Below are 12,637 nucleotides of genomic sequence, written 5' to 3'. Positions count from 1 at the left end.
ATGGCAGATGTTTTTGTTAACTTACAAGAGAAAGTTAAACACCACCTAGAAGTGATTTATGAGGGTGTGCTAAACAGCAGTGATATTACAACGATTGTCCCAGAACTGATTTCAAAGATTGGTATACAATCAGCTGAAGATTGCCACTATCCGACGCCTCATAAAAATCGCTGGGATGAATCTGACATCATAATGATCACCTATGGTGACAGTATCGTCGAGAATATGGACACGAGCGAGTTTGGTTATCAACAAAAACCCTTGAAGACCCTCTTACGTTTCCTTGAGGACTATGCTGATTCGATTATCAGTCATGTGCACATATTACCCTTCTTTCCTTACAGCTCAGATGATGGCTTTTCAGTAATCGACTACTCAATAGTTAATCAAAGCTTAGGGGATTGGTCTGATATAGAAAAGATCGCGGATAAATATGGATTAATGACGGACCTGGTGATTAATCATTGCTCTTCAAGAAGTCAGTGGTTTCAGAACTTTATTGCGAAAGATGGTATCGGCTCAGACTACTTTTTTACAGCCTCTCCAAGCGATGATTTGAAAGCGGTCGTCAGGCCCAGGACATCAGACTTACTAAAGGAAGTTGAAACAGCAAGTGGTATCGAACATGTTTGGTGTACTTTTAGTCACGATCAAGTCGATTTTGATTTCAGAAATCCAAAAGTGTTGCTTACGTTTGTGGATATTATCCGTCTATACCTCGATAAAGGAACAAAGATTTTCCGTCTCGATGCGATCGCCTTTTTATGGAAAGTCGCGGGAAGTCCGTCGATTAATTTACATCAAACACATGAAGTTGTTCGTTTGTTGCGAACTCTGATTGAACATGCTGAACCAGAAACTGTCATTATTACCGAAACAAACATACCAAATAGAGAAAACCTCACTTATTTTGGTAATGCTAACGAAGCTCATGCTATTTACAATTTCTCGCTTCCACCCCTATTGTTAAATACGCTAGTGACCGGAGATTGCAGTTATTTGAAAAGCTGGATGATGAGTATGCCGCCGGCTCAGAACGGGACTACCTATTTCAATTTTATTGCCTCTCATGATGGTATTGGTTTAAGGCCAGCCGAGGGCCTATTAAGTGATGAAGAGCTCACTAGCTTAGCCAATTGTATGCAAAACTTTGGCGGGCGAGTGTCTTGGCGAGCCACTGAAAACGGTGAACAAAAGCCTTATGAATTGAATATTGCATTAATTGATGCACTAAAAGGCACGTTAGAAGGTGCTGATAAGTATCAACTACAGCGCTTTATTTGTGCTCACGCTATCATGCTGGGTTTAGAAGGAATACCCGGTATTTATATCCACTCATTATTGGGCACCCCAAACGACGAAGAAAAAGTATTAAACACCGGGCAAAACCGTGGTATCAATAGGCACCGCTGGGATTATAAATCACTCGTGACTCACTTAGACAATGACAATTCTATGCACACGAAAGTTCTCTCGTCCCTGTCAATGTTGATTCGAATTCGTCGCTCACAAGCAGCCTTTCATCCAAATGCAACGCAATTTACCCTGCAACTCGGTAGACGAATATTTGGGTACTGGCGTCAAAGCGCTGACCGTCAACAAAGTATTTTCTGTATATCGAACATATCTCACAAGACCAAGAAAGTTAGGCTTTCAGACATTAACTTAATAGAAAATAGTCTGTGGTTTGATCTGATTGGAGAAAAGCCGATAGACCCTAACACCGAAGACTTGGTGCTAAAACCGTATCAAACCATGTGGATATCTAACAAATCTACCGGATAACCTGCCAATAACCTTGAAAGCAGTACATCAAGGCAAAAAAAAGACCACTTCGAGTGGTCTTTTTTAGTAAGTTGCAGGCGCTTATTCGTAGCCCCTTTCTCTCTTTACTTCAATTGTATCAATGTAGCCATGCCAGCTAGCATAGCCAATTATTGGCATAATGAACAAGAACGCAAAGAAAAAGGTAACGAAGCCTAAAAACACCGAGAAAACGATAATTGATGCCCAAAAGAACATTGCTCTTTTATTCAACCAAACAGCGTTCATACTGGTTAATACCGCTGTTGCCAAATCAACTCTGCGTTCCATTAATATCGGCTGTGTGAACGCCGTTATGAAAAATACAATGACCGTAAGAACCGCGCCCACTATGGTACCCATAATCAAGAATGGCCATAAATTAGCTAAGGAGTATTCCATGTGACTTGGGTAAAGCGCATGAATCAGAGACGCAATACGTAGCCAAAATAACATTAGCACCATCAATAAAAGACCAAATGCCCATTCATTTACAGCGTTACGGGACATCGCTTTTAATGAATGTCGCAATGAGGGTTTATGTTTCTTCTCAAATTGCCATGAAACATCATATAAACCCGCGGCTAAATAGGGTCCTAGCAACATAAAACAAACCATCGCAGGGAATATGATCATATACCACCCTGTCGTTTCTATGAGGTAGAAGATAATCCAAGGGATGAGTGTAAAAGCGGCGCCGTAAGTCAAACTGATTACAGGTGCTTTTTTAAAGTCGTTAATGGCAAGTGAGATCCATTTTAATGAATCGAACACTGCCAATTTTTTACAGGGTATAACACGTGCGATACCACTGCTATTAATCGCTGTTTCTGGCATTTCATCGAACTGCTGAGACATAACATCTCCTATTTAGCGTTTAGTCATTAACTTACTGTCGAGCTTAAGAATATTTACTTAACTCAAGTTTATACTAATCCACTTCACTGTTTAGTTCAAAATTTAGTCGCACATTTACTGACCTATCTCAATAAGTTTGAATTTTAGCTTGATGCCAGCTCACGGGGCTCATGAACATTGAAGCAATTGCTTCATTCAATTCGCTGAAGCTAGTAATTCTTTGTTTTTCGCCGCTAAGCATCTCTAATACAAACTGATGACAATTATTACTCAACACATGATAATCCCGGGTATGATATAAATTATCAATGCAACGTTGGGCAACGGCTTCAGCAGCCAGTGGCCGGTAATCATCGTCACATGCAACAAAAATTGATTCGCCGCTACGATTTTCTAAGAAGCGTCGAGGTGAAATACAGCGAATCAAGCCGGCACCACTCAATTCGTAAATATTGCCATTCACCCATATACCAGTATGGTCTAAGACGCCATATATACCACAAGTCACAATAGCACCGTTTCTAGGCGCTACTCGTTTAGTAGACTCTCCTGGCAGTAAGCTCACATATTCGTTGTGTTTTAAATAGGCATTATTGGCTTTGTTCGTAGCATATAAGCCAAGACAAGCAGCGCCAAGCCATAGTAAAGGTGCAGGCATGTATTTCTCCACATTTTCATTGTTTGGTATCTTAACCTAGTCGTTGAAAAATTAGCCAATGAAAAAGTGTGACAAATAGTGACAAAGCGCTTAACACTTAGGCTTAGCTGTATTATCCTCTAGGTCTATATAAATCAATATCTTAAGTTAATGCACCATGTCTACGATTAATCGCTCGAATAAATTGGCAAATGTTTACTACGACATTCGAGGGCCAATATTGGAGCAAGCGAACAAAATGGAAGAAGCGGGTGAACGAATATTGAAACTGAATATTGGTAATCCAGCGCCATTTGGTTTTGAAGCACCAGACGATATTCTTAAAGATGTGATTCATCAACTGCCAGCAGCTCAGGGCTATACTGACGCTCAAGGCATCTACAGTGCGCGCGTTGCGGTTATGCAGTATTACCAGCAAATGGGCATCACCAATATCAAAGTAAAAGATATTTATTTAGGCAATGGCGTCAGCGAATTAATTATGATGTCAATGCAAGCTCTGTTAAATGCAGGAGATGAGGTTTTACTACCTGCACCTGATTATCCTTTATGGACAGCAGCGGTCAACCTTTCTTCTGGGACAGCTGTGCACTATCGCTGTGATGAACATGCAGGTTGGTTCCCTGATCTAGAAGACATCGAATCAAAAATCACCAAAAATACCAAAGCTATTGTTCTCATTAATCCGAACAACCCTACCGGCGCCGTTTACAGTAAGGAAATACTACTCGACCTTGCTGCGATAGCACGCAAACACAATTTGATTATTTATAGTGATGAAATCTACGACAAGATTTTATACGACGATGCAAAACATACCTGCATTGCGTCATTGGCACCTGATTTATTCTGCGTCACGTTTAGCGGACTCAGCAAGAACTATAGAGTCGCCGGTTTTAGAGCTGGCTGGATGCTTGTTAGCGGTAATAAGGACAGTGCAAAGAGTTACATCGATGGTTTAACCATATTGTCTTCAATGCGGATGTGTTCCAATGTTCCCTGCCAACATGCGATTCAAACCGCGTTGGGTGGGTATCAAAGTATTAATGAATTGATTGCTGGTGATGGTCGCCTGTTTACGCAGCGCAATCTTGCTTATGAAATGCTAAACGAGATCGATGGTATTCACTGCAGCAAGCCGATGGGGGCAATGTATTGTTTTGCTAGCGTTGACGCCAAAAAATTCAACATCAAAAACGACGTTAACATGGTACTAGACCTGCTCAACCAAAAGAAAATATTACTTGTGCATGGCAGCGCATTCAATCTGACTGACGGGTGTTATTTCCGTTTAGTGTTTTTGCCACACAAAGAGCAATTGCGTCCGGCCTTGGGCCAAATTAAACAGTTTTTCGACAACTACACTCAAAATTAACAGAGAACCATGACATTGACTCAGAATAAGCACAGCGCTTTTTTAGCTTGGATACTTAGAATGCCCCTAATTAAAAGATGGGCTTTAATGCACACACTAAAGAGCGAAAACGTTGCCGAACATAGCCATCAAGTTGCTGTCATCGCCCATTTACTTGCGGTTATCAGAAACACTTATTTCGATGGCAATCTAAATGCTGAAAAGGCGGCAACGATCGCGTTGTATCACGAGGTATCGGAAACCAAGTTACAGGATATTAATCATGTCACTAAATATCACAACCCAGACTTGACCCGTGAATTTAAAAAAATTGAAGAAATGGCGGAGCTCGAGTGTTTAAAAACACTTCCCTTGGAATTGCAGCCTATCTTCAAGCCGTTGCTAGTGCAAAAAGAAGTTGATAGTGAATATAAGTCATTGGTAAAGGCTGCTGATTTAATATCTGCCTATCTCAAGGCCTGTGATGAACTACGTTTCAAAAATGAAGAGTTCTCACATGTGAAGACCAGGCTTGAACGCATGTTAAAACAATACCAAGAAGAAATGCCAGAAGTTGACTACTTCTTGAGTATTTTTAAGGACAAATGCTTTGTTAGCGTCGACCAATTAGCGGAATAGTGAATAACTAGCAATGACGAATAGTGAACTTACTCTTGCTATGAACTGTAAATACAAGAATACTCTAAGTTCTACTGACGCGATTTTAGGAACATCAATAAACGCTTAACGATGGAATTTCAGATATAAGGAACTAGCCAAAATTGCACTCTTTATTAGACACGCCTAACCAACGAAGTTTAGTTGAAAAGTATACTCAAACTGGCACATTACTGTTTGACTACGACACTGGTCAAGTTAGTGTATCTAATAACCTGCTTAATTTGCTTGGCTTAGAAAGAAATGACTCGCAAATACCCGCGGAATGGGACCTACCCTGCTTTTCTGAACATACTCAAAAGCTATTAAAGAATCGTATTAGTCTAGGTGAATCTAATCTAAGTCCAATTGAGTTGAGAGTGGTTTTTAAAACATCCCAAGGCAAGGATCGTTGGCTTCGTTATTGTTGTGAATTTATTGGTGAAGTAAATAAGATAAGCAAACGGGTCGCATTATTTCAAGACATTACTCATACCGTCGAACTAGCAGAACAGAATAATTATTATCAAGAGCGTGTTGAACTTGCGTTACTAAACTCCAATACAGGTACCTGGGATTATAGAGTCGACAGCAATGAGTTGTATTGGGACGTATCAATGTACAATTTGTTCGACGCTCGCCAAACTCAAAAGACGATAAAGTTTCACGACTGGGTGAGCTTAATCCATGTTGATCATCGCGACATGTTTATGGATCAGATAAACAGCGGCATGAAAAAAGGTGATACTGATGATGTGCTTGATATTGTCTTTCAAACGGTTACTCCGCTGGGTAATATCAAATATATTAAGCTCAAGGCCCGTTCGTTTTATAACGATTTTCAAAAGGTCGTGCGTATTATTGGTACTTGTAACGACGTTACCGAAACACAATTGCAGAACGATAAGTTATTAGAGCAGGCAACAATTGCCCAAAAAAACGCTATGCTCCTGCAAGAAGCAAATGCTGCTCGAGGACGCTTCATTGCCAATGTTAGCCATGAAGTTAGAACGCCATTGAATGCTGTTTTAGGGGCAATTCAGATACTTCAGAGCTATGACTTCAATGATGAGTTACGCTCTATTATTGATATGGCAAGCCAGTCCTCATATGAACTGCTTCAAATTTTAAACGATGTACTCGATTTATCAAAACTAGATGCTCGAAAGCTCGATATTGGCCAAGTTGATTTAAACGTCAAAGAGCTACTCGAAAACGTAATAAGCAAGTATAGGCCAGAGATTCGACCTAGTGTCGAACTGAGTGTGGATATACCGAGTGATTTCGCAAATAATCGTTTGGGCGACCCTTTACGCTTCAATCAAATTATCGATAATTTAATTTCAAACGCGGTGAAATTCACCCTCAATGGGAATATTTCGATTGCGGCAAGTGGAGACCATCAGTTCTTTCAACTCACAGTGAAAGATACGGGAGTTGGCATTAGCGAGGACGATAAAAGCCATATTTTTGAACCATTCAGACAAGTAGATGAAACAACAACGAGAGAATTTGGTGGAGCTGGGCTGGGATTAGCGATATCCAAAAAACTTGTGTCGTTGATGGGTGGCGAAATTGCTTTGGAGTCAACGGTGGGTTTAGGCTCAGAGTTTTCGGTGACACTTCCCCTCCCCGTGATTAAAGATAATGTCACAAACGAAGGCGTTTCAACACTGACTCAAGCTGTCCCAGACCTTTCTAAACATACCATTTTATTTGCAGAAGATAAGCCTCAAAGCAGTAAAATAGTACAACAGTTACTTCGCCCAACGGGTGCTAAAGTCATTACAGAAATCGATGGCAAACGAGCCATTGAAAGTTATAGAAAGTTGAAGAGTTTCACTGCTGTCATTGTGGACGAAGACTTACCTGTGATTAACGCAATGAACCTGTGTGAAAAAATCAGACGAGAAAATAAATATATTCCTATTATTGCGATATGTAATCAGGTTAAGCTCGAAGATCAAAAGATGTACTTTAATGCTGGTTTTACTCACGTTGTCGAACGTCCCATTAAGTTTGACAGCTTTTATCAAATTCTTATGCAGTTATAGTGACATCTAAGCGGAACTTTTATGACTAAATCAGACAAAAAATCACCTCAGACGAACAGTGGGAATGATAACAGCCAAAGTATTAGTTCACCTGGACAAAAACCGAGCCATTTAGCGGAAAAGAGCATTAAGGCGCCGTTGTTTCAATCGTAGAAATAGTCAAATCATAAGGATACGTAATGAGTATAGTGGATGTCTGGTCTGAACGCGCCTTACAAAGAGTTGAAAAGCGTGATGGAGACCATCGCTCTGCGTACCAGCGAGATAAAGCGAGAATAATGCATTCAGCGGCCTTTAGGCGCTTACAAGCGAAAACGCAGGTATTGGGCATAGGTATTAGTGATTTTTATCGTACAAGGCTCACCCACTCTCTTGAAGCGGCGCAAATTGGTACTGGCATAGCTTCGCAAGTTTGGCAAAAGCAAACTGAACTGGCGAAACGATTACAGATTGACGAGCATCTCATTGAAAGTCTTTGTTTAGCGCACGATATTGGTCATCCACCTTTTGGCCATGGCGGTGAAGTTGCACTGCATTACATGATGAATGATTACGGTGGGTTTGAAGGTAATGGACAGACATTTAGGATCATTACAAAGCTAGAAACTTATAGCCCTGATGACGGTATGAATTTAGCAAGAAGAACACTATTAGGCTTAATTAAATATCCAAATTATATCGATAATTTAAAGAACACTACCATTACTGAAGCGAAACCTCACACTCACCGTTTAGTAAAATCCAAACAATGGCATCCGCCTAAAGGTTTATATTTGTGTGATAAGGCCGCGTTTGATTGGGTTGTTTCGCCTTTATCAGAACTCGATCAAGAAATATTCTCCGAATCATTAGTCGGTGATAACCGGCACGCCAGAACATTATATAAATCGGTAGACTGCTCAATTATGGAGTTAGCCGATGATATTGCTTACGCTATTCATGATCTTGAAGACGCCATTGTGATGTCAATGGTTACGCGTGACGAGTTTCAAAACCAAGTGGTAAAAGCAATTTTAAACATGGATATCAATGGTTTATCAGAAAATATCATCAATATTACTGAACAATTATTTAGCGCTATCCCTTACAAACGGAAAAATGCTATTGGTGCACTTGTGAATACCTTTATCACAGCGATAAGCATTCAAAAGCAAGGTATTTTTGAGGCTGATATCCTAGATTACAACGCCAAATTTCCTGCAGAGTATGCGAAAGCACTGAGCCTTTTTAAGTCCTTCGTATATGAATTCGTTATTCGTAAACCCGAATTGCAATTGTTGGAGTATAAAGGTCAGCAGATCGTGATGGAGTTGTTTGAAGCATTTAGTTCTGAGCCAGAGCGTTTATTGCCGGCAAACACTGCGAAGCGATGGATGGAGGCTGTAGAATTGGACAGTAAGACTGCACCGGATAATCAGCATCAACAGTTTCGTGTGATTGCTGATTACATTTCTGGAATGACAGATGAGTATGCGACGCGCCTATATACCCATTTATTCTTACCCAAATCGAACGCCGTCACAGACTCTTTAACGCCTTAGTGAAATATATAATGAGTTAACAGGGTCTAATTTAAAAATGAAAAAGGCCTTGTCATGATATTCAAATTTCGAAAAAAACACGACCTCACAGAAAGTGATGTAACCGACGAAAAGGTGTACCTGCAGCGTCGAGAAATCTTGAAGAAACTGGGTTACATTGGTGCAGGTTCTCTGCTAGCAGGCAATGCATTCAACGCTAACGCGGGTCCATTCGATTGGTTCTCGAGTGACGATGACCCGGTTTTTAAAACGTCTCCTCTATCCTTCAAGAAAAGTGGCCCTGATTCGCAAATATTAACACCTGAAGAAAGAGCGACTAGTTATAATAATTTTTATGAATTTGGCACCGGTAAAGGCGATCCAGTAAAGCGTGCGCAAGGTTTTAAAGTAGATCCATGGAGTTTAACTGTTGACGGCTTAGTTAATAAACCACAGAAGTTAAACTTAGAGGATTTATATTCACGCTTTGACCTTGAAGAGCGCATCTACCGGCTACGTTGCGTCGAAGCATGGTCAATGGTGATCCCTTGGGTTGGTTTTTCTTTAGCTGAGCTGATAAAACAAGCGGACCCGCTCTCAAGCGCAAAGTATGTCGCTTTTCAAACCTTATACGATCCTAAACAGATGCCAGGACAGCGCAGTCGCTTTACTGGCGGTGGTGTTGATTACCCATACGTTGAAGGACTGCGGATAGATGAAGCGATGCAGCAGCTGAGTTTATTGAGTGTCGGCATGTATGGTAAAACATTACCCGCCCAAAATGGTGCGCCAATTCGATTAGTCGTGCCATGGAAGTATGGTTTTAAAAGTATTAAATCAATTGTCAAAATAACACTCACTGACAAACAGCCGCCTACAACTTGGAATATCCTTGCACCAAACGAATATGGCTTTTACGCAAACGTCAACCCGAAGGTCGACCACCCTCGTTGGTCACAGGCTCGGGAGAGAAGGATCACAGGAGGCGGTTTACTCGCGCAAGATCGTATTGATACTCTACCGTTTAATGGTTATGACGAAGTTGCACCTCTCTACGCTGGCATGAATTTGCGTAAGTATTATTAGTGTCGTTTTCGTAGTATTTTAATATGAAGCCAATGCGAGTTAATACAGCATTAATAAAAACTATTCAGTTTAGCCTTCACTTAATTACACTCATTTGGCTAACGTGGGTTTTCTATGCCGGATTTACCGCTCAACTACCTGGGGATCCGGTGCAATATTTATTGGATTTTACCGGTATTGGTGCCTTAAACCTACTTGTTGCAAGCTTAGTTGTGAGTCTTGTTGCGCAACACCTAAAGTTTGCGCAAGTCATGGTTTTTCGGCGCCCTCTTGGGGTCTACTCGGCGGTTTATGTACTCGCTCACTTCATCGTATTTATTGCGTTTGAGTTGCAATTCGAGTTTCGTTTAATTGCTGCTGAAATTATTGAACGGCCCTATATCACCGTTGGCTTTACTGGGTTTATCATACTCAGTTCACTCGCTCTCACCAGTTTTCCTTATATAAAAAGAAAAATGGGGAAATCATGGCAAAAATTACATAATTTGACTTATCTTGCGGTTATATTGGGGTGCATACATTATTTGTGGTTAGTGAAGTCATCTTGGATAGAGCCCGCTATTTATATCGCTATAGTGCTGTCCTTAATCATTATGAAACGAAAAAAAATCAAAAATATTTTCAATTAGTGCTTGCATGTTTATTTATACAGTACTACTGTATATACATACAACATGGATAAGAATACAGCTATAAGAATAGATTGAACGAACCCTGATATCTTTATAGAAGCACAACATCAAGCTTTGTCTGTTGGCTAAAAAAGTTTATCACTTCTGAAATCTGTCCTTTAATTAGGAGCACTAATATGAGTATTAACAACGTCGAACTGTCTACACAAGCTCTAATGCCAATGCATTTTGCTTCACTGTCTAGCCTGCCAACAACTAAGTTGGCGCACAATTCAGTTAGAGCGCACCTGCCACTCAAACGTTGGGTTGCACACGTATCTGATAAAACTCAATTGGTATCTGCCGAAGAACTTGTACTTCAGTTGTCACCTACGGCCTCACTTAACGCTTTTGATATTATCGAAAAGTTATTATTTGCAAAAACTTGTCGAATCATCCACACAGACGCGCAATTCTCCTTGAACCAAATAGCGTTCTTAAAAGAAATGGCCTTGTTTAGTGGCACCGACTTAGTTTTCATAGGTGATAAAGAAAGATTTAATCGCAAACAAATGCTTTCTTTAGAGAAAGCTTAAGCGAAGACCTTGCGCTCTTGCCATGATTGAGGTTTGTCCGATAGCAGGCGCTCATGTGGTGTTGCTCTTAAATTCAAATAATCAACGGACTCCGCAATGAAAGAAACAAGTACAAAATTTTCACTGATATTGCGAATGACCTCTGCATTATTGATATTCGTTTTTTTGATATTCGTCGATAATTTGTTGTTGTCACTACCTTGAATATCAGATATTTCGGAATTATCACAAAAGGGTGTTTTCGGAGTGTCTAAATAAAACGCTTGTTGGGCGTTTTGCGATAATTCAATCCATGTTTTGATCAGCTGACTATTTTCCGCTTCACCCGCCGTATATTTAGGTAAATCGCTAGCAAAGAGTAATTTAGCCCTACCTGACACTCGATATTGCTCGCGACTTTTAGCGAAGTACCAGCACAACTCAAAAGTCTTGTTCTCTTGCTCTTGCCAATCGATAATTTTTTCACTGCGTCTATCTGTAATCGACAACAAGTTATCATTACCATCCTCAAAGCCTCTAAACACCATGGTTCTATTTTTGGGTAAGCCACTGCCATCGACAGTTGCGACTTGATAATAACGCGATTGCGGCTGACTCCTATTCAGATGGAGGCTTCTAACTAAACGCTGACGCCAAGGCGGAAATAATTGTGTGTTCATTTGTTGATATGTGAAAACAATGTATAGAAGTTTTCAGTCGTAGCTTTACCTAATTCAGCGACCGTTATCCCCTTTAGTTCAGCAATAAAGTAAGCAACATCGACTACATTCGCTGGCTCATTCTCTTTCCCCCTGTGTGGTACAGGAGCAAGCCATGGGCTATCGGTTTCAATAAGTAGTCTATTCAAAGGAATTTGTTTCACGGTCTCCCTTAGTTCACTGGCTGAAGAAAACGTTACGATACCTGAAATACTAATATAGAAACCCAGTTCCATCGCTTCCTGTGCCATCTCTAGAGATTCCGTAAAACAGTGCAAAACACCAGTGGTATGCGCTTCTTTATGTTCTTTCAGTAAGGATATAGTATCCTCCCTAGCATCTCTTGTGTGTATTATCAGTGGCTTTTTCACTTTGTTTGCGGCAATGATATGGTCAACAAAAGAAGCTTTTTGTACATCTCTGGTCTCGGCACTATAAAAATAGTCCAAACCAGTCTCACCCACAGCAACGACATCGTCTCGCGAAACATGGCTTAGCAGCTCGTCAAAAGAGCAAACGTCTTCGTTATGTAGAGGATGCACACCGCAAGACATTGATACATTATCGAAGCCCTTCACTCTATTCCGCATATCTTCAAATTCTTTCACAGATACTGCGACACAAAGCATATGTTCAACACGCCTCTTTTCTGCAGCTGCTACAACATCAATCAGTTCAGACTCTGACTTTTTCAAACGATCTAGGTGACAATGTGAATCAACGAACAAGAATATACTCCAAG

At 40.5% G+C, this 12,637-nt stretch carries 12 protein-coding genes; 8 read left to right on the top strand and 4 right to left on the bottom strand.

What is annotated here, in order from left to right; translation table 11 throughout:
* Positions 1 to 1,785, top strand: coding sequence for a sugar phosphorylase (locus RM556_RS01525; protein ID WP_311373680.1), 1,785 nt, complete (start codon positions 1 to 3; stop codon positions 1,783 to 1,785).
* Positions 1,786 to 1,866: 81 nt separating this feature from the next.
* Here RM556_RS01525 and RM556_RS01520 read toward each other — a convergent pair whose 3' ends face one another.
* Positions 1,867 to 2,661: a DUF2189 domain-containing protein gene (locus RM556_RS01520; RefSeq protein ID WP_311360181.1), complete on the bottom strand. Its 795-nt coding sequence runs from the start codon at positions 2,659 to 2,661 to the stop codon at positions 1,867 to 1,869.
* A gap of 127 nt (positions 2,662 to 2,788) precedes the next feature.
* Positions 2,789 to 3,319, bottom strand: a complete 531-nt coding sequence (locus tag RM556_RS01515; protein WP_311373679.1) for a hypothetical protein — start codon at positions 3,317 to 3,319, stop codon at positions 2,789 to 2,791.
* Between the two features lie 157 nt (positions 3,320 to 3,476).
* Between RM556_RS01515 and RM556_RS01510 the strand changes: the two genes are divergently transcribed.
* From RM556_RS01510 to RM556_RS01480, 7 genes are all read left to right on the top strand, one after another.
* On the top strand, positions 3,477 to 4,694 hold the full coding sequence (locus RM556_RS01510) for a pyridoxal phosphate-dependent aminotransferase (protein WP_311360179.1): 1,218 nt from the start codon (positions 3,477 to 3,479) through the stop codon (positions 4,692 to 4,694).
* 9 nt (positions 4,695 to 4,703) lie between these two features.
* The gene (gene yfbR / locus RM556_RS01505; RefSeq protein WP_311360178.1) at positions 4,704 to 5,312 is read left to right on the top strand and encodes a 5'-deoxynucleotidase; all 609 of its coding nucleotides are present in this window, start codon (positions 4,704 to 4,706) and stop codon (positions 5,310 to 5,312) included.
* A gap of 143 nt (positions 5,313 to 5,455) precedes the next feature.
* A complete protein-coding gene (locus tag RM556_RS01500) occupies positions 5,456 to 7,384 on the top strand; it encodes an ATP-binding protein (protein ID WP_311373678.1) in 1,929 nt (642 codons plus the stop codon).
* A 179-nt stretch (positions 7,385 to 7,563) separates the two neighbouring features.
* Positions 7,564 to 8,925: an anti-phage deoxyguanosine triphosphatase gene (locus RM556_RS01495; RefSeq protein ID WP_311360176.1), complete on the top strand. Its 1,362-nt coding sequence runs from the start codon at positions 7,564 to 7,566 to the stop codon at positions 8,923 to 8,925.
* A 54-nt stretch (positions 8,926 to 8,979) separates the two neighbouring features.
* Complete coding sequence (gene msrP / locus RM556_RS01490; RefSeq protein WP_311373677.1) at positions 8,980 to 9,990, top strand: protein-methionine-sulfoxide reductase catalytic subunit MsrP; 1,011 nt, start codon at positions 8,980 to 8,982, stop codon at positions 9,988 to 9,990.
* 32 nt (positions 9,991 to 10,022) lie between these two features.
* Positions 10,023 to 10,619, top strand: coding sequence for a protein-methionine-sulfoxide reductase heme-binding subunit MsrQ (locus RM556_RS01485; RefSeq protein WP_311373676.1), 597 nt, complete (start codon positions 10,023 to 10,025; stop codon positions 10,617 to 10,619).
* A 179-nt stretch (positions 10,620 to 10,798) separates the two neighbouring features.
* Positions 10,799 to 11,197, top strand: coding sequence for a hypothetical protein (locus tag RM556_RS01480; RefSeq protein WP_311373675.1), 399 nt, complete (start codon positions 10,799 to 10,801; stop codon positions 11,195 to 11,197).
* Here RM556_RS01480 and RM556_RS01475 read toward each other — a convergent pair.
* Entirely contained in the window at positions 11,194 to 11,856 is a 663-nt protein-coding gene (locus tag RM556_RS01475) for a pyridoxamine 5'-phosphate oxidase family protein (RefSeq protein ID WP_311373674.1), read from the bottom strand. The genes RM556_RS01480 and RM556_RS01475 overlap by 4 nt on opposite strands.
* Positions 11,853 to 12,623, bottom strand: coding sequence for a YchF/TatD family DNA exonuclease (locus RM556_RS01470; RefSeq protein WP_311373673.1), 771 nt, complete (start codon positions 12,621 to 12,623; stop codon positions 11,853 to 11,855). The genes RM556_RS01475 and RM556_RS01470 overlap by 4 nt, the downstream gene beginning before the upstream one ends.
* Positions 12,624 to 12,637 lie beyond the last annotated feature (14 nt).

This window comes from Alteromonas sp. W364 (assembly GCF_031846205.1).
Lineage (GTDB): Bacteria > Pseudomonadota > Gammaproteobacteria > Enterobacterales > Alteromonadaceae > Glaciecola > Glaciecola blandensis.
The sequence above is the reverse complement of the archived record's forward strand: the minus strand, read 5'-3'. Positions and strand labels throughout refer to the sequence as shown.

What these genes read in the sequence shown, in the direction of transcription:
- RM556_RS01525 (WP_311373680.1), top strand. Translation starts at nt 1, where the DNA reads ATGGCAGATGTTTTTGTTAACTTACAAGAGAAAGTTAAACACCACCTA.
- RM556_RS01520 (WP_311360181.1), bottom strand. Translation starts at nt 2,661, where the DNA reads ATGTCTCAGCAGTTCGATGAAATGCCAGAAACAGCGATTAATAGCAGT.
- RM556_RS01515 (WP_311373679.1), bottom strand. Translation starts at nt 3,319, where the DNA reads ATGCCTGCACCTTTACTATGGCTTGGCGCTGCTTGTCTTGGCTTATAT.
- RM556_RS01510 (WP_311360179.1), top strand. Translation starts at nt 3,477, where the DNA reads ATGTCTACGATTAATCGCTCGAATAAATTGGCAAATGTTTACTACGAC.
- yfbR (WP_311360178.1), top strand. Translation starts at nt 4,704, where the DNA reads ATGACATTGACTCAGAATAAGCACAGCGCTTTTTTAGCTTGGATACTT.
- RM556_RS01495 (WP_311360176.1), top strand. Translation starts at nt 7,564, where the DNA reads ATGAGTATAGTGGATGTCTGGTCTGAACGCGCCTTACAAAGAGTTGAA.
- msrP (WP_311373677.1), top strand. Translation starts at nt 8,980, where the DNA reads ATGATATTCAAATTTCGAAAAAAACACGACCTCACAGAAAGTGATGTA.
- RM556_RS01485 (WP_311373676.1), top strand. Translation starts at nt 10,023, where the DNA reads ATGCGAGTTAATACAGCATTAATAAAAACTATTCAGTTTAGCCTTCAC.
- RM556_RS01480 (WP_311373675.1), top strand. Translation starts at nt 10,799, where the DNA reads ATGAGTATTAACAACGTCGAACTGTCTACACAAGCTCTAATGCCAATG.
- RM556_RS01475 (WP_311373674.1), bottom strand. Translation starts at nt 11,856, where the DNA reads ATGAACACACAATTATTTCCGCCTTGGCGTCAGCGTTTAGTTAGAAGC.